Below are 17235 nucleotides of genomic sequence, written 5' to 3' on the forward strand. Positions count from 1 at the left end.
GGCTTGAACGCCCCTCGTCCTGATAGCGTTCAGGGCTGATCGTCGAGCGATTGCCGACGCCTCCGCGACGTCGTCATCCACGGGCGGAGCGACGCGAAGCGGAGCGCAGACCCGAGGATCCATTCCTTGGCCTTCGACGTGGAGTGCAGCGGAGCAGAATTCTGCACCGCAGCAACGCTTACAGGTAACGGAATGGATTCTATGGTCTGCGCGCGTCGCTTCGCTCCTTGCTCCGCCATAGAATGACGACGTGTGGGCGTTCAGGCCAACCCCAAACGTCCGCAATTGGTCCTTCGGGCGAAGGCGCTTGTCACCCATTCAGCCATGCATGCGGGCGCCCTTGGTGATCTTGTCGACGAGCTTTTTCTCGCCGCGCGTGGCGATGCCGACGACCTTGGCATCGTCCGGGGCGAATTCGGCGAAGACGGCGCGGTTGGCGAGGTCGTGGCCGGTCGCGAACATCTCCTCGACATAGGCGGATGTCGTCACGCCGCGTTCCAATGCCCGGCGGTGAATCGTACCCAGCGTCGCCGCATCGGCCGACAAGACGATGACCGGCTGGATCGACATCGGGTTGTAGAGGTTGCCGGCACGATCACGGTAAGCCTCGCCGATGATTTCGGGGAACTGCGCAACGATGCCGCTGGTCAGGAACGCGGTGACGTTGAGCTTCTGCCACACCGGCAGGTCCTCTCTGAGAACAATTGCAATTTTCGTATCGAACACCAAGATTGAGACTCCGTGACGGGCGGGACAGGCGATGGCGCAGGCTCTAAGCGAAGACGCGAAGGAAGGTCTTGAACGTTCGTGCGCGGATGCGACCAACGGCGATCGCATCGTTTCGGCTCCGGGCGGCTCGGGTCTCGAACGCATCGAGGCGCGCTTCCATGGCAACGCCTTCGAGCTGCACCGGCACGACACCTATGCCATCGGCGTGACGTTGAACGGGGTGCAGCGCTTCCATTATCGCGGCGCGCTGCAACACAGCCTGCCCGGCCAGGCGATCGTGCTGCATCCGGACGAATTGCACGATGGCGGCGCCGGCACGGAAGACGGGCTGCGCTACAGGATCCTGTATCTGGAGCCGTCCCTGCTGCTCGACTGCCTCGATGGCGAGCCGCTGCCTTTCGTTCGCGACGCCGTGATCGACGATCCATGCTTGCGCGATACGCTGCTGTCGGCGCTGGCACCGCTGGACGAGGCACTCGGCGACCTGTTCGTGGCAGATTTCGTTGCGCAGCTGGCGCAACACCTCAAACGCCATGCCGGGCAGCCGGCAAAGTCAACGGGCAAGACCGCATGGCGCGCCGCCGCGCTTGCCCGCGACTATCTCGAGGAGAATGCCGAGCGACCGGTGCGCTCCGATGAGCTGGAGGCCGTCACCGGCCTCGACCGCTACGCGCTGTCGCGCCATTTTCGCGCGACCTATTCGACCAGCCCGCATCGCTTCCTGCTGATGCGCCGGCTGCAAAAGGCGCGGCGCATGATCGCCGAGGGCGAGTCGCTGGCGGAAATCGCCGCCGGCGCCGGCTTCAGCGACCAGAGCCATTTCAACCGGCATTTCAAGAAGGCGTTCGGCATGACGCCGGGGCGCTGGGCAGCGCTGGTGCGCGACGCGTAAGCGCGACGCGCAGCGTCGTCGCTCAGGCGCGATGCGCAGCATCGTCGCTCAACCGCGTGACGTCCGGCGGTAAGCGCGTAAGCGCGACGCGCAGCGTGGTAGCCCGGGCGCGATGCGCAGCATCGTCGCCTTCCGCTAAGCCGTTGCTTAGGTGGTGCGTGGAGCGACGATGCTGCGCATCGCGCTTAGGTCGCTCGAGACGACGCTTCGCGTCGCTCGTTAATGGGAACGTCTCGCGGTTGAGCGATGACGCTCACGCGTCACGCTTCATCCAACTCCGCGTCATCGTCGATCAGCACCAGATCTTCGTTCGACAGATTCGCCTCGATGCGGGCGAGCAGCTTGAACAGCGCCTTTTGGTCCTTCTTGTCGAGGCCTCTCAGCGCCTGCTTCTCGGTCTTCTTGACCGACTTCTCGATGGCGCGGATGGTTTCGCGGCCGGACTCGGTGAGGAAGATATGGGCCTGGCGGGCATCGGCGTTGGAGGCGCGCTTTTCCAGGAAACCCTGCGCCTGCAGCCGGTTGATGGTTTTGGTGATGGTCGGCGGGCGCACGCCGAGCCGGCCGGCGAGGTTGCCGGGGGTCTGGCCGTCCTCGCGGTCGAGCGCCAGCATGATCTGGTCCTGGCCGGCATAGAAGCCGTGCGCCAGAAGCCGCGCGGCGAGCGCTGTGCGCGCCAGCCTTGCCGCCGAATGCAGCCGGCTCATTGTCGCTGTCTTGTCCGCCTTGGCCATGGTCGTTCCCTCTTCGGCCGAACCGGCGCGGACAAGCATAGAGGCTGTCCGACGGCTGGCAAATGACGATTTAAAGAGTCCGGCTTGCAGAACGCTTTGCCGGCAAGCATTGCGGTGCCCGCGCAGGTGATGCCAGATGTTTATTTCAGTTAGATGACAAACGACTTTTGCACCGGCGAGATTCACAGCGGACGCTGATGAAGGCCCCTGGGCGCCTCGCGCGGCTCCTGCGTCTGGCCTGCCTCGACCGCCGCCGATCCGCGCGTGGCGCCATCCCACCCAGAGGGCCGGCCTGGCCCATCGGTTTGGCGCGTGCAAAAGCGCGACACCCATCCTATATGAGGCCGACAATCCCAGATTTTCGAGGCAATCCATGAGCGATGCACAGACGCAAATCCCCGTAACCGTTCTCACCGGCTATCTCGGCGCGGGCAAGACGACGCTGCTCAACCGCATCCTGTCGGAGAGCCACGGCAAGCGTTACGCCGTCATCGTCAACGAGTTCGGCGAGATCGGAATCGACAACGACCTGATCGTCGAATCCGACGAGGAAATCTACGAGATGAACAATGGCTGTGTCTGCTGCACGGTGCGCGGCGACCTGATCCGCGTGGTCGAAGGCCTGATGCGGCGACCCGGCCGCTTCGACGCCATCGTCGTCGAGACCACGGGCCTTGCCGACCCGGTGCCGGTGGCGCAGACCTTCTTCATGGACGACGACGTGCGCACCAAGACCAAGCTCGACGCGGTGGTGGCGCTGGTCGACGCCAAGCACCTGCCGCTGCGCTTGAAAGATTCCAAGGAAGCCGAGGACCAGATCGCCTTTGCCGACGTGGTGGTGCTGAACAAGACCGACCTCGTCACGCCTGATGAGCTTGAAAAGGTCGAGGCGACGATCCGCGCCATCAACCCGGCGGCCAGGATCCATCGCACGCAGCGTTCCGGCGTGGCGCTTGACGAAGTGCTCGACCGCGGCGCCTTCGACCTGTCGCGGGCGTTGGAGAACGATCCGCATTTCCTCGACGCGCACGACCACGACCATGATCATGATCATGATCATGATCACGACGGTCACGATCATCACCATCACCACCATGCTTCCGACATCCATGACGTGACGGTGAAGTCGGTGTCGCTGCGCGGCGGCGAGATGGATCCCAAGAAATTCTTCCCCTGGATCGAGAAGGTGACCCAGATGGAAGGACCGAACATCCTGCGGCTGAAGGGCATCATCGCGCTGAAGGGCGACGAGGATCGCTATGTGCTGCAGGGCGTGCACATGATCCTCGAAGGCGACCACCAGCGCGCCTGGAAGGACGGCGAAAAGCACGAGAGCCGGCTGGTCTTCATCGGCCGCGAGCTTGATGCGGAGCGGTTGCGCAAGAGCTTCGAAGCCTGTCAGGCGGCTTGATTTCTGCGCCTTCTTCCTTCTCCCCTTGTGGGAGAAGGTGGCCGAGCGAAGCTCGGTCGGATGAGGGGTGTTCCAGGGAACGCCGACGTCTCACTCCGCTGGAACACCCCTCATCCGTCTCGGCGCTGCGCGCCGATCCACCTTCTCCCACAAGGGGAGAAGGGGAAGTCGCAATGCCTGCGCCCTTCCCTTATCGCAATCCGAAGCGGGTTGAGGCCCTTAGCCCAACCGCTTATGGGAAGGGCAGGAATCTCAAATGGATTAAGTCCTCATGCCCACAGTCGCCCCGCTTGATCTCGAAGGCCATTGCGTTGCCGCCATCTTCCTGAACGACGTGCCGCATTTCGCACTCGCCGACGGTTCAATCCACCGGTTGGATAACGGGCACAAGACCGTGCAGGCCAATGACGGCCTGCTTGCCGCCTTCCATGACGCGGCCAACGACCGGCTGATCACCGGCGGCGAGGACGGCAAGGTGTTTGCCGTGAAGGCCGGCGGCGAGGTGAACGAGCTGGCCAGCGCCGGCAAAAAGTGGATCACCAGCGTCAGCGCCGGACCGCAGGGTGCGATCGCCTATGCCTCGGGCAAGACCGCCTTCGTGCGTTTCGCCGACGGCAAGATCAAGGAATTTGCCCATCCGCGCTCGGTGGAGGGGCTGGCCTTCTCGCCCAAGGGCATGCGTTTCGGCATCGCCCGCTACAATGGCGCGACGCTGCATTTCCCGGCCGCCGAGGGCAAGCCGGTGGAGCTCGAATGGGCCGGCGCCCATACCGGCCTCACCTTTTCGCCGGACGGCGCCTTCCTCGTCACCACCATGCAGGAAAACGCGCTGCATGGCTGGAAGCTCGCCGACGGCAAGCACATGCGCATGTCGGGCTATCCGGGCAAGGTGAAGAGCCTGTCCTGGAGCGTGAAGGGCAAGTGGCTGGCGAGCTCCGGCGCGCCGGCAGCGATCGTGTGGCCGTTCGCCAGCAAAGACGGGCCGATGGGCAAGGCGCCGCTGGAGCTCGGCACGCGCGGCAATACCATGGTGACCTGCGTCGCTTGCCATCCGAGCCAGGATGTCGTGGCCATCGGCTATGAGGACGGCATGGTGATCGCGGGGCGCTTCGCCGACGCCAAGGAAGTGCTGCTGCGCCGCCCCGGCAAGGGCGCCATCACGTCGATGATGTGGGACAAGGAAGAACGCCGCATCGTCTTCGGCAGCGCCGCCGGCGACTGCGGCGTGATCGATATCACTGCGTAGGCAGTGGGGAATAGGCAGTAGGGCTTAGGGACGACGGCATCTACTGCCTACTGCCTACTGCCTACTGCCTACTGCCTACTGCCTACTGCCTACTGCCTACTGCCTACTGCCTACTGCCTACTGTCTGAGGGGGACTTCATGCATTCAATCGACCGGACTTCCATCGGCGGCATCGACGTCGCCCGCGTCGCCGAATTGCGCGAGACGGAGGCGGCCGCGTTCCGCAAGGCGCGGCCGAAATCCGAGGCGAAGCTCGGCAACGGCATTGCCGGTTTCCTCGGCGGGGTGCCGATGCACTGGATGAGCGACTGGCCGACGCCGTTCCCGATCCTGGTCGACGGCGCCAAGGGCGCTACCATCACCGACATCGACGGCAACAAGCTCGACGATTTCTGCCTCGGCGACACCGGCTCGATGCTCGGCCATTCGCCGCCGGCGGTCGCCCGTGCGATCCGCCGCCAATCCGGACGCGGGCTGACCTATATGCTGCCAAGCGAGGATGCGCTGGCGATCGGCACGCTCCTGCAGCAGCGCTTCGGCCTGCCCTACTGGCAGATCGCCACCACTGCCACCGACGCCAACCGCTTTGCGCTGCGCGTCGCCCGCGCGGTGACCGGGCGCGAGAAGATCCTGGTCTTCAACGGCTGCTATCATGGCTCGGTTGACGAGACGATGGTGCGGCTGATCGACGGCAAACCCGTCAACCGGCCTGGATTGGCCGGCGAGTTCCGCGACCTGACGCGAGCCACTAAGATCGTCGAATTCAACGATGTTGCCGCGCTCGAGGCAGCGCTGGCTGACCGCGATGTCGCCTGCGTCATCACCGAGCCGGTGCTGACCAATTCCTGCATGGTGCTGCCGGAATCCGGTTTCCACGACGCGCTGCGGCGCCTGACCCGCGCGGCCGGCACACTGCTGCTTATCGACGAGACGCACACGATTTCGACCGGCTCGGGCGGCTATACGCGCAAGCACGGGCTGGAGCCGGACCTGTTCGTGCTCGGCAAGCCGGTTGCGGGCGGCGTGCCGGCGAGCATCTGGGGCATGAGCGAAGAGGTCGCCACGCGCTTTGGCGCCTACAACCGGGCGAAGGAGCCCGGCTATTCCGGCATGGGCACGACGCTGTCGGCGAACCCGCTGCAATTCGCGGCGATGCGCGCCACGCTGGAAGAGGTGATGACCGAGGCGGCCTACGCCCATATGGACCGGCTGGCGCGCCGCCTCGATGCGGGGCTCTCCGCCGTTATTGAGCGCCACAGGCTGCCCTGGCATGTCGCGCGGGTCGGCGCACGCGTCGAGTTCATCTGCGCGCCCGGGCCGCTGCAAAACGGCGGCGAGGCGGAGAAGGCGCATACGCCGGAACTGGAAGCCGCCATCCACGTCGCGCTGGTCAATCGCGGCGTGCTGATCGCGCCGTTCCACAACATGATGCTGATCTCGCCGGCAACGACTTCGGCGCAGGTGAGCCGGCTGATCGCTGCTTTCGCCGCTGTTGCGGCCAGGCTTACGGCGTGAGAAAAGCGGCGATGGACAATCTGAACGCCGCTACCACCTCTCCTTCCGGCTCGACGCCCGCCGAGGCGAAGGCGTTTCTCGACGCGCATCCTGAGATCGAGGCGTTCGACATCGTGCTCACCGACGCCAACGGCATCGGCCGCGGCAAGATCGTGCGCCGGCACGAGCTGATGGGCATTTTCGAGAACGGCCGGCATCTGCCGATCTCGATCCTCGGCCTCGACATCACCGGCGAGGATGTGCACGAAACCGGACTGGTGTGGGACACCGGCGACGGCGACCTCAGGGCGTGGCCGATCCCCGGCACGCTGGTGCCGCTCTTCGGCACCAACCCGCCGCGCGGCCAGGTGCTGATGTCGATGCACCACCTCGACGGCCAGCCGATGACCTCCGATCCGCGGCTGGTGCTGGCAAGGCAGGTGGAATTGCTGGCGGCGCGCGGCCTGCATCCGGCCGGCGCCTTCGAGCTCGAGTTTTTCCTGCTGTCCAATGAGCGCGACGCGGATGGCAAGGTGCAAGCCGCCCGCGCGGTGCTCGACGGCCGGCGTTCGGCCAAGACCGAAGTCTATTCGGTCGACCATCTGCATGGCATGGAGCCGCTGTTTTCCGACATCTACGCCGCGGCCAAGGCGCAAGGCATTCCGGCCGAGACGGTGATCTCCGAATACGCGCCCGGCCAATACGAGCTGACGCTCAACTACCGCAAGGACGTGATGCGGGCGGCCGACGATCTCGTCATGCTGAAGCGGCTGGTGCGGGCGCAGGCGCGCCGGCACGGCGTCACCGCCTGCTTCATGGCCAAGCCCATCGAGGCCTATGCGGGTTCGGGCATGCATTTCCATGTCTCGCTGCAGGATGATGGCGGCCGCAACGTCTTCACCGAGGCAGCCGGCGAGAAATGGTCGCTAAGCCTGCTCAACGCACTTGGCGGCCTCATCCACACCATGGCGGAATCCATGCTGGTGTTTGCGCCGCACGCCAATTCATGGCGCCGCTTCGTCTCACAATCCTATGCTCCCGTGGCGCCCAGTTGGGGCGTCAACAATCGCTCGGTTGCGCTGCGCGTGCCGGCGGGCGACGCCAGGAACCGCCGCATCGAGCATCGGCCCTCGGGCGTCGATGCCAACCCCTACCTGGTGGCGGCAACGGTGCTGGCCGGCATCGTCAAGGGGCTGGACGAGGGTCTGGACCCTGGGCTCGAGACGACCGGGAACGGCTATGAACAGGCAACGGAGAAATCGACCATGCCCGCCGACTGGCGCGCCGCAATCGAGGCGGCCAGAGGCTCCGATTTCCTGAAGTCGGCGCTCGGCCCCGACCTGCACAGAACTTTCGTTGCGATCAAGCAGGCGGAATATCTGCGCGTTGCGCGGACCGTTAGTGAGCTGGACTATCATCTCTACCTGCATGAGGTTTGAGCACAGGGCCTGACGGCGCGGCGATCACGTTTTGCCGGCAGAAGGAGATGCCGAAGAAATATTGGCGGAACCTTCCCGTGGCCTCGCTCATTCCAGATTTGATAGCAGGAGCAGACAGAGCCGCGTCAGAGATGATCGACCGGATGCCAACCATCCCAGTACCGCACCATGCCAAGGTGAAGGCCAAGCATTGGCCCACGCCCGAGCCGGCCGATGTGGTGGCGCCTGAAGCCGAAGATATTCCGGAGTTGCGCGAAGAGGCGAAAGGCTGCCGCCGCTGCCCGCTTTGGCATGATGCAACGCAGACCGTGTTCGGCGAAGGACCGGAAAGCGCGGACGTGGTCTTCGTCGGCGAACAGCCAGGCGATCAGGAGGATCTGGCCGGCAAGCCATTTGTCGGCCCGGCCGGTAGAATATTCGACAGCATCCTGGACGACGCCGAAATCGATCGCCGCAAGGTCTATGTGACCAATGCGGTCAAACACTTCAAATTCGAGCCGCGCGGCAAGCGGCGCATCCATTCGAAGCCCAATGCCGGCGAAATCCAGGCCTGCCGCTGGTGGCTGGACAAGGAGCTCGACCTCGTCAAGCCGAACCTCGTGGTGGCGCTCGGCGCGACGGCGGCGCAGTCGCTGCTCGGCAAGGCCGTGCCGATCACCAAGATGCGTGGCGATGTGATCGAGCGCGAGGATGGCTTGCGCGTGTTTGTGACCGTCCACCCCTCCTTCATCCTGCGCATCCGCGATCATGAGGACAAGGAGGCGGAGAGGGACCGGTTTTTGCAGGATATGCGGAAGGTGAAGGGGCTGATGAGGGCGTGATCAATTTAGGCGCCCGAACGAGCCTCGCGTAGACGCACGTATCCTGCGACTTAGGAGATTGGCGGAAACGCTCGTCGCGTCGTCATCCACGGGCGGAGCAAGGAGCGAAGCGACGCGCGCAGACCCGAGGATCCATTCCGTGACATACGAGCGTTGCAACGGCGCAGAATTCTGCTCCGCTGCATCCTACGGCTCAGGTCACGGAATGGATTCCAGGGTCTTCGCGACGGAGCTTCGCTCCTGCTTCGCCCTGGAATGACGACGTCAGCGCTTATCGCGCTACCTAACGAGAATGGCCCTCAGATCATTCACATTCGTTCCGGTCGGACCCGGCGCGAACAGATCCCCGACCGCGTTGAAGGCCGTCCAGGCATTGTTGCCGGCGAGCATCGCCTTGGCTTCGACGCCTGCCGCGCGCATGCGCGCCACGGTCGAGCCGTCGGCGAAGGCGCCGGCATTGTTCTCCGAACCGTCGATGCCGTCGGTGTCGGCGGCCAAGGCATCGATGCCGCTCACGCCGTCGATGCCGATGGCGAAAGCGAGCAGGAATTCGGAATTGCGGCCGCCCTTGCCTTTTGCCCGCAACGTCACCGTCGTTTCGCCGCCGGAGAGGATCAGCACCGGCTTGGCGAAGGGGCGGTTGCGCGTCGCCACTTCGCGCGCGATCGCGGCGTGGACGCCGCCGACCTCGCGCGCCTCGCCCTCGATGGCGTCCGAGAGTATGACGGCCTCGATGCCTTGCCGCTTCGCTTCGGCGGCGGCGGCTTCGAGAGAGACGCCGGCAGAGGCGGTCAGGTGCACCTCATTGCTGGCGAAGCGCGGATCATCGGGGCGCGGCGCGTCGGCCGCCGGCGACTGGATATGCGCCATGACCGAGGCCGGCAGCTTCATGCCATAGGCGGCGATCGAGGCCAGCGCATCTGCGCGGCTGCCGGTGTCGGGAACGGTCGGTCCCGAGGCAACCAGTGCCGGATTGTCGCCGGGGATATCGGAGACGACCAGCGACACCACCCTCGCAGGATGGGCAGCGGCGGCCAGGCGCCCGCCCTTGATGGTCGAGACATGCTTGCGGATGGTGTTCATCGCCGCGATCGGCGCGCCGGAGGCAAGCAGCGCTTCATTGACGGCGATCTCATCGGCAAGCGTCAGCCCGGGAGCCGGTGACGGCAGTAAGGCCGAACCGCCGCCGGAAATCAGCGCCACCACAAGATCGTCAGCGGTCAGGCCCCGCACCTTCTCCAGCAAGCGGCGCGACGCCTCGAGGCCAGCGGCATCCGGCACCGGATGCGCCGCCTCGATGATCTCGATGCGCTCGCATCTGGCGCCATAGCCGTAGCGGGTGACGACAAGGCCGTCGATCGGTCCGTCCCAGACCTTCTCGAAGGCGGCGGCCATCTGCGCCGACCCCTTGCCAGCGCCGATGACGATGGTGCGGCCCTTCGGCTTTGCCGGCAAATGATTGCAGATCGTCTTTTCCGGATCGGCGGCGGCGACGGCGGCGTTGAAGATCGAGGTGAGGAAGCTTTTCGGGTCGGTCATTTTTCTTCCGGCGGCAGCGCGAGCCCGCTCGCATCGATGCCAAGATGCGCGCAAAGCGCGTCGACCACGACGCCATGATCCTCGCGCTCGGGCAGGCCCGAGACCGCGATGACGCCGATGACGCCGGCGCCTTTCACCGTGAGCGGAAAGCCGCCGCCGGCGAGCACATAATCGGCAATGTCGAGCGCTTCGCCGACCTTGAAAGTGCGGTCCGAGCGCTGCTGCTCGAGCACCAGGCGATAGGTACTTCTAAGATAACGCTTTACGACATTGATCTTGCGCCGCGCCCAATCGGGATTTGACGCGTTCGAACCCGGCATGGCGGCATAGAAAAGCGGCCGGTCAAAGGTCCTGATGTCGACGATGATCGGAAGATCTTCCTTCAGCGCCCGGTCCCTGATGTCAGAACCGATCTTGAAGGCGACAGCCTCATCGAAGGCCGGAAAGACCAGCGTGGCTTCCTGTTTCTTGATCAGAGCGATGTCGTCGGCGATGGCCATAGCGTTCCCCTGTCAAATGTCGACGCTCGCTTTGGCCGATGGCTGACGCCGGGTCAAGCGCTGAGGGCATGGAATGGCGTTATGCCACAATGGCACTCTTCGCCGGCCGGCCCGCCACATAGACCTCGCGCACGACGCGATCGTCGCCCAGCGTCTGCAGCAGGAAGAGCTCTTCCGCCAGCGTCTCCACAGTCTCCATCCTAAGCCGCATGCCCGGTGTGGCATGAGCATCGAGCACGACGATGTCGGCATCGCTGCCTTCGTCCAGCGTGCCGACCCTGTCGGCCACCGACAGGGCTTCGGCATTGCCGCGCGTCAGCTGCCAGAAGGACTGGAACGGATTGAGCTTCTCCCCGTTCAGCGCGATCACCTTGTAGCCCTCGTCCATGGTGCGCAGCATCGAATAGTTGGTGCCGCCGCCGACATCGGTGGCCGCCGCTATCCTGAGCGGCTTCTCGCGCCGGCGATAGCGCTGATAGTCGAACAGGCCGGAGCCCAGGAAGAGATTGGAGGTCGGGCAGAACACCGCCACCGAACCCGATTGCGACAGCGCGTCCGCCTCGCGTTCCGAGAGGTGGATGCAATGGCCGAACAGGCCCTTTTTGCCGAGCAAGCCGTAATGCTCATAGACGTCGGTATAGTCGCGCGACCAAGGGTAGAGCTCCTGGGTGAAGGCGATCTCGGCGTGGTTTTCCGACAGATGCGTCTGCATGTGGAGATCGGGATGCTCACGGCAGAGCACGCCGGCCATTTCCATTTGCTCGGGCGAGGACGTGATAGCGAAGCGCGGCGTGATGGCATAGAGCTGGCGGCCCTTGCCGTGCCATTCGACGATCAGCGCCTTGGTATCGTCATAGCCGGTCTGCGGCGTGTCGAGCACGCCGTCGGGCGCATTGCGGTCCATCATCACCTTGCCGGCGATGTTGAGCATGTTGCGCTCATGCGACTCGGCAAAGAAGGCTTCCGCCGACGATTTGTGCACGGAGCAATAGGCCGCGACCGTCGTCGTGCCGTGGCGCAGCATTTCGTCGAGAAACAGCCGCGCGATGCGGCGGCCATGCTGCGCGTTCTGGAACTTCGCCTCTTCCGGAAAAGTGTATTTGTTCAGCCAGTCGAGCAGCTCCGCACCGTAAGACGCGATGATCTGCATTTGCGGAAAATGCACATGCGCGTCGATGAAGCCGGGCAAGATGAGATGCGGACGATGGTCGACCGTCTCGAAATCGGCGCCGGTCTTCTTCGCGGCGACCGCGGCATAGGAACCGGCGGCGACGATCCTGCCGTTCTCGATCAGCAGACCGCCATCCTCCTCGTAGCGCCAGGCGGAATGATCGTCGACCGATTCGGGCCAGCGCAGGAAGGAGAGCGTGCGGCCGCGCAGGAGTTTCGATGTCATGCTTATTTTCCGGCGCCTTCAAACCAGGCGACCAGAAGGGCCCGTTCCTGGTCGGTTATGTGGCTGGCATTGGCGGGCGGCATGGCATGCGCCCGGCCGGCCTGGATGTAGATCTCGCGCGCATGCTCGGCGATGCGCTCATCGGTGTCGAGCAGCACCCCCTTCGGCGCATGGTAGACGCCTTCATAGACCGGCTCTTGCGTGTGGCACATCGAGCAGCGGCCAAGCACGGTGTCGCGCACTGCCGGGAAATGCGCCGAGGCGATGTAGACCTGCGCGGCGGCGGATGCGGCGGAGATCTTGGGCTCGCCGGTCAGCACCTTCGGCACGGTCGACAGCCAGATGATGATCACGAACAGCACGGCCGCGCCCAACCATGTCCAGGTAGGGTTGCCCTTCCTTGCATGCACGGTGTTGAAATAGTGCCGGATCAGAACGCCGATGATGAAGACCAGCGAAGCGATGACCCAGTTGAACTCAGTGCCGAAAGCCAGCGGGTAGTGGTTCGACAGCATCAGGAACAGGACCGGCAAGGTCAGGTAGTTGTTGTGCAGCGAGCGCTGCTTGGCAATCTTGCCGTATTTAGGGTCCGGCTTGCGGCCGGCGATCAGGTCGGCGACGACGATCTTCTGGTTGGGGATGATGACCATGAAGACATTGGCCGACATGATGGTGGCGGTGATGGCGCCAAGATGCAGGAAGGCGGCGCGGCCGGTGAAAAGATGCGTCAGCCCCCAGGCGATGAACACCAGCACGCAATAAAGCACCAGCATCAGCCCGGTGTCGCTTTTGCCCAGCGGCGAGCGGCAGAGCAGGTCGTAGACGATCCAGCCGACGCCGATGGTGGCCAGCGACAAGAGGATGCCGACCGGCACCGAGATGTTGAGCACGTTGGGGTCGATCAGGAAGAGATCGGCGCCGGCATAATAGACCACGCAGAGCATGGCGAAGCCCGACAGCCAGGTGGCGTAGGATTCCCATTTGAACCAGGTGAGGTGCTCCGGCATTTCGGCCGGCGCAACCAGATATTTCTGGATGTGGTAGAAGCCGCCGCCATGCACCTGCCACTCCTCACCGAAGGCGCCGGCGGGCAGGCCGGGCCGCTGGCGCAGGCCGAGGTCGAGCGCGACGAAATAAAAGGACGAGCCGATCCAGGCGATGCCGGTGATGACATGCAGCCAGCGGACCGCGAAGCTCAGCCAGTCCCAGAAAATCGCGAAATCCATCATTGCACTCGTCCCTGCCGATGAGAGCGACTTTACGGTCTGGCGCGCAAACGAAAAGAGGCGAGGTGCGCGATGACTTTCAAAAAAAAATGGAAAATACTAGGGTTGCCTAAGGTGTGTGAGGATTCAGGTCAGGCCGAGCCGAAAACGGCGGGTTTCGAGAACCGGAGCGGAGCGTAGTTGAAGTACGTGAGCACCGGAGGCGCGGGAACCCGGCGTTGGCAGGCCGGCATCACCTGAATCTCCACACATCTTCGAGCAGCCGTTTAAGAGCCACGAAACCCACATGGCCTATCTCGACAATATCGCCGTCTTCGTTCGCGTCGTCGAGCTCGGCAATCTGTCGGCGGCGGGGCGCGACATGCGCATCTCTCCGGCGGTCGCCTCCAACCGGATCAAGGAACTGGAGAAGCATCTTGGGGTGCGGCTGTTCAACCGTACGACAAGACAGTTGATGCCGACCGAGCATGGCACCGTGTTCTACACCGGCGCCAAGCAAGTGCTGGACGCGATCACCGAAGCGGAAGCGGCGGTCGCCGCGCTCTCCGGCCAGCCACGCGGGACCATCAGGGTCACGGCGCCGCTCGGCCTCGGCCGGAGGCTGATCGCGTCAGGCATCCCGGATTTTCACGACAAGTACCCCGATATCGAAGTGCGTCTGAGGCTCTCCGACCACAATGTCGACATCATGAAAGAAGGCATCGACGTCGCCTTCCGGCTCGGCATCATCGAGGATTCGAGCCTCAGGATGCGCGGCATCATGGAATGCGAGCGTGTGCTGGTGGCGGCGCCGAAATATCTGGAAGCGCGCGGCGAGCCGGCCGAGGCGCAGGAGCTGATCGGCAAGAAGCACGACTGCCTGATGCTGCGCTATGCCGGCGCGCGCGAATATGTCTGGACGCTGCAGACGCCGAACGGGCCGCAGAAATTCGAGGTGCACGGTCCCTACGACACCGACGACGGCGACGTTCTGACCGGCTGGGCACTGTCGGGGCGCGGCATCATCAACAAGCCGCGCTTCGAGGTCGAGCCGTTCATCCGCGACCGGCGGTTGAAGGTGATCCTGCCCCAGGCGCCGCCGACGCCGGTGCAGTTCGCCGCCGTCTATCCGCACAAGAAGCTGCAGGATCCGAAGGTACGGCTGCTGCTCGACTTCATGGCCGAGCGCTGCCAGCGGCTGATCAAGGACCTGTTGGCCGGAAAGTAAGGGCCGCTAGCGTCGCGTCGCAATTCCGAACGGAAGGCTACGGCGAAGGCGCCGAGCCTAACCGCGGCGCATTTTCCCGAAATTGCTTCAGATCAGTCCATTAGCCTGGCCGTTCCGGACACCCTGATCGAGCTGCCTGGCGACGGCGGAATATCGGCATGGAGCCGCGAGCGCATGCCCATGTCTTCGCCCTGGACGATGTCGATCGCGCCGCCATGCGGCCAGCCGAGATCGCGCAGGTAGCCGGCAAAGGCAGCGGTCGCGGCACCCGTCGCCGGGTCTTCGTAGACGCCGCCGGACGCGAAGGGATTGCGCGTATGGAAGAGGCGTGGCGTCTCGGCATAGGCAAGCAGGATGGTGATCAGGCCTTCGCGCCGCATGAAGGACTGGCCTTTCTTGAGATCATAGGACATCGCGGCCAACGCCTCGCGCGACTTCAGCGCCAGCACGAGATGATCCGCGCCGCCATGGATGAGCGCTGGCGGAATGGCAGGGTCGAGATCGCCCCGCTTATAACCGAACAAGGCGAGCGCTTCGCCGACCAGTTCCGACGAAGCGGGCTTGCTGCGCGTCGGCGGCGACTGCAGGGCGGCAGCAAAGTCGGCGCCATCGCGAAACCCTTCGACGGTGATGCCGGCTTGGTTGAGGGTCAGCCTGAAGATGCCGTCGCCGAACTTTCCGACCAGCGCCGCGCCGAGCGCGATGGTGGCATGGCCGCAGAACGGCACTTCCGACTCCGGCGAAAAATAGCGCACGCGCCAGCCGCCGCCTTCGGGCGCCGCAAAGGCGGTTTCCGAGAAGCCGAATTCCGCCGCGATACGCTGCATGTCGGCGACGTCGGGCAGCATCTCGCCAATCACCACGCCGGCGGGATTGCCGCCGGTGTTCCCGTCCGAAAAAGCGGAGATCTTCAATATGTCCATGTTCCTGACCCCGTTGTCCGTGAGGCGCAACAAACACGTTTCGCGCCGCTTTGGGAAATGAGGAAAGCAGCAAGCAGCGGTGAGCGCCAGTCACACCTGCAATCGGGGATGGTGCCCCTCGATCCAACGCGGAACGAAATTCTGGTCATCGCCGTTCTGACCATTGGCGGTCGCTCGGGCCGCCTTCAGCTTTCACCAAGCGACGCAGCGGGACAGGAGCCGACCATGGACGCCATCGTCACCAAGAACGACCTCAAATCCGATGCCAAGAAGGAATCGATCGATCTGCTCAACGCCAGGCTAGCCGACGCCATCGACCTGGCGCTGATCACCAAGCAGGCTCATTGGAACGTCAAGGGCCCGCAATTCATCGCCATCCACGAGATGCTGGACGAGTTCCGCGAGGAGATCGACGGCCATGTCGACATTATCGCCGAGCGCGCCGTGCAGCTCGGCGGCACCGCGCATGGCACCTCGCAGGAGGTGTCGAAGGCGACCAAGCTGAAGCCTTATCCGACCGACATCCACAAGACCAAGGATCATCTGGCGGCGTTGATCGACCGCTATGCCACGGCCGCCAAGCTGACCCGCGAAGCAATCGACGAAGCCGATGACTCCGGCGATCGCGATACGGCGGACATCTTCACCGCCTATTCGCGCTCGCTCGACAAATTGCTGTGGTTCCTCGAGGCGCACACCCAGGAAAAGGAATAGCCAGACCTTCCTTGCCCGGCCGGCTGGATCAGCCGGCCATCGCCTTGTCAGCGCCGGCTGAACTTGGCGCTTCCGCGGCGTGCGACACCAGCGCCGTCATGATCTCGGCGGCGGCGAGCGCGGCGATCACCGGCGGGCGCTTGTCCTTCACCGCATTGCCGCCGATCGGCGAGACGAGCCGGGCGAACTGCGCTTCGCTGCCCTCCGCGGATTTCAGGAACCAGTTCCTGAAAGTCGCCTTCTTGGTCTTGGAGCCGATCATGCCGACATAGGCGCTGTCGTCGCGCTTCAGCGCCTCGGCGACGATCAAGAAATCCAGCGCATGATCATGGGTCAGGATCGCAAAGGCCGATCCCGCCGGCGCCTCGCGCACCACGGCTTCGGGCAACGATGTCAGCCGCGTCTCCACCGTTTCTGGCATGCCTTCCAGCGCCTCGGCGCGGGTCTCGACGACGACGACATGGATCGGCAGCAGCGCCAGCGACGCGGCCAGCGCCTGGCCGACATGGCCGCCGCCGAACAGATAGACATGCGGCAGATGCGCCTCTTCGGCTTCAGCCTTGGCGATCAGCTGCTGCTCCAGCGAAGCATCGACAAGGCGGATCGACACCTCGACGCGGCCGCCGCAGCATTGGCCGATTTCCGGCCCGAGCGGAACGTCCAGCGTTGCGCAGACCTCATCGACCTCGATGCGGGCTTCACTGGCGGGAGATCGCGGCCGCTGCCCTGCATTCAATACCTGCCGCGCCTTGTCGATCGCCATGTATTCGAGCTGGCCGCCGCCGATGGTGCCGAAAATCGACGATGGCGAGACAAGCATGAAGGCACCGGCTTCGCGCGGCGTCGAACCCTTCGTCGCCGCCACTTCAACCAATGCAGCCTGGCCGACCCGGCCGAGGAATTCCTTCAGCTGTTGCGCCTTCGAGTTCATCGTCTGCATTTCCACTTGGGAAATATAGTGTTT

At 64.3% G+C, this 17235-nt stretch carries 16 protein-coding genes; 8 read left to right on the forward strand and 8 right to left on the reverse strand.

What is annotated here, in order from left to right; all coding sequences use genetic code 11:
- Positions 1–318 precede the first annotated feature (318 nt).
- Entirely contained in the window at positions 319–726 is a 408-nt protein-coding gene (locus tag FJ980_RS18110; RefSeq protein WP_140545036.1) for a DUF2000 family protein, read from the reverse strand.
- Between the two features lie 34 nt (positions 727–760).
- On the opposite strand from FJ980_RS18110, the gene FJ980_RS18115 reads away from it, so the two are divergent.
- Complete coding sequence (locus FJ980_RS18115) at positions 761–1621, forward strand: AraC family transcriptional regulator (RefSeq protein ID WP_140545038.1); 861 nt, start codon at positions 761–763, stop codon at positions 1619–1621.
- Positions 1622–1881: 260 nt separating this feature from the next.
- Here the strand turns inward: FJ980_RS18115 and FJ980_RS18120 are convergent, their stop codons facing one another.
- Positions 1882–2355, reverse strand: coding sequence for a MarR family transcriptional regulator (locus tag FJ980_RS18120; protein WP_027169177.1), 474 nt, complete (start codon positions 2353–2355; stop codon positions 1882–1884).
- Positions 2356–2728: 373 nt separating this feature from the next.
- Here FJ980_RS18120 and FJ980_RS18125 point away from each other — a divergent pair, with 373 nt between their 5' ends.
- The 5 genes from FJ980_RS18125 (at position 2729) to FJ980_RS18145 (ending at position 8766) form a co-directional block, all read left to right on the forward strand.
- Positions 2729–3766 carry a GTP-binding protein gene (locus tag FJ980_RS18125; RefSeq protein ID WP_140545040.1) on the forward strand — a complete coding sequence of 346 codons (1038 nt, stop codon included), beginning with the start codon at positions 2729–2731 and terminating at the stop codon, positions 3764–3766.
- Positions 3767–4037: 271 nt separating this feature from the next.
- Positions 4038–5012, forward strand: a complete 975-nt coding sequence (locus tag FJ980_RS18130) for a WD40 repeat domain-containing protein (protein WP_140545042.1) — start codon at positions 4038–4040, stop codon at positions 5010–5012.
- A 138-nt stretch (positions 5013–5150) separates the two neighbouring features.
- Entirely contained in the window at positions 5151–6527 is a 1377-nt protein-coding gene (locus tag FJ980_RS18135) for an aspartate aminotransferase family protein (protein ID WP_140545044.1), read from the forward strand.
- 11 nt (positions 6528–6538) lie between these two features.
- Positions 6539–7945, forward strand: a complete 1407-nt coding sequence (locus FJ980_RS18140) for a glutamine synthetase family protein (RefSeq protein ID WP_140545046.1) — start codon at positions 6539–6541, stop codon at positions 7943–7945.
- 47 nt (positions 7946–7992) lie between these two features.
- Positions 7993–8766 carry a UdgX family uracil-DNA binding protein gene (locus tag FJ980_RS18145; RefSeq protein WP_181181246.1) on the forward strand — a complete coding sequence of 258 codons (774 nt, stop codon included), beginning with the start codon at positions 7993–7995 and terminating at the stop codon, positions 8764–8766.
- Between the two features lie 279 nt (positions 8767–9045).
- Here FJ980_RS18145 and FJ980_RS18150 read toward each other — a convergent pair whose 3' ends face one another.
- From FJ980_RS18150 to FJ980_RS18165, 4 genes are all read right to left on the reverse strand, one after another.
- The gene (locus tag FJ980_RS18150; RefSeq protein ID WP_140545050.1) at positions 9046–10305 is read right to left on the reverse strand and encodes a glycerate kinase; all 1260 of its coding nucleotides are present in this window, start codon (positions 10303–10305) and stop codon (positions 9046–9048) included.
- A complete protein-coding gene (locus FJ980_RS18155; protein WP_140545052.1) occupies positions 10302–10805 on the reverse strand; it encodes a heme-degrading domain-containing protein in 504 nt (167 codons plus the stop codon). The genes FJ980_RS18150 and FJ980_RS18155 overlap by 4 nt, the downstream gene beginning before the upstream one ends.
- Positions 10806–10884: 79 nt before the next feature.
- Entirely contained in the window at positions 10885–12201 is a 1317-nt protein-coding gene (guaD, locus tag FJ980_RS18160) for a guanine deaminase (RefSeq protein WP_140545054.1), read from the reverse strand.
- 2 nt (positions 12202–12203) lie between these two features.
- Positions 12204–13430 carry a urate hydroxylase PuuD gene (locus tag FJ980_RS18165; RefSeq protein ID WP_140545056.1) on the reverse strand — a complete coding sequence of 409 codons (1227 nt, stop codon included), beginning with the start codon at positions 13428–13430 and terminating at the stop codon, positions 12204–12206.
- Between the two features lie 283 nt (positions 13431–13713).
- Between FJ980_RS18165 and FJ980_RS18170 the strand changes: the two genes are divergently transcribed.
- Entirely contained in the window at positions 13714–14634 is a 921-nt protein-coding gene (locus FJ980_RS18170; protein WP_140545059.1) for a LysR family transcriptional regulator, read from the forward strand.
- 92 nt (positions 14635–14726) lie between these two features.
- Here FJ980_RS18170 and FJ980_RS18175 read toward each other — a convergent pair whose 3' ends face one another.
- Positions 14727–15557, reverse strand: coding sequence for a PhzF family phenazine biosynthesis protein (locus tag FJ980_RS18175; RefSeq protein ID WP_140545061.1), 831 nt, complete (start codon positions 15555–15557; stop codon positions 14727–14729).
- Positions 15558–15782: 225 nt separating this feature from the next.
- Here FJ980_RS18175 and dps point away from each other — a divergent pair, with 225 nt between their 5' ends.
- The gene (gene dps / locus FJ980_RS18180) at positions 15783–16271 is read left to right on the forward strand and encodes a DNA starvation/stationary phase protection protein Dps (protein ID WP_140545063.1); all 489 of its coding nucleotides are present in this window, start codon (positions 15783–15785) and stop codon (positions 16269–16271) included.
- 28 nt (positions 16272–16299) lie between these two features.
- On the opposite strand, the gene xdhC is transcribed toward dps, so the two are convergent.
- Complete coding sequence (gene xdhC, locus FJ980_RS18185) at positions 16300–17202, reverse strand: xanthine dehydrogenase accessory protein XdhC (protein ID WP_140545066.1); 903 nt, start codon at positions 17200–17202, stop codon at positions 16300–16302.
- Positions 17203–17235 lie beyond the last annotated feature (33 nt).

Origin of the sequence: Mesorhizobium sp. B1-1-5 (assembly GCF_006443065.1) — a bacterium.
Classification (GTDB): Bacteria; Pseudomonadota; Alphaproteobacteria; order Rhizobiales; family Rhizobiaceae; genus Mesorhizobium.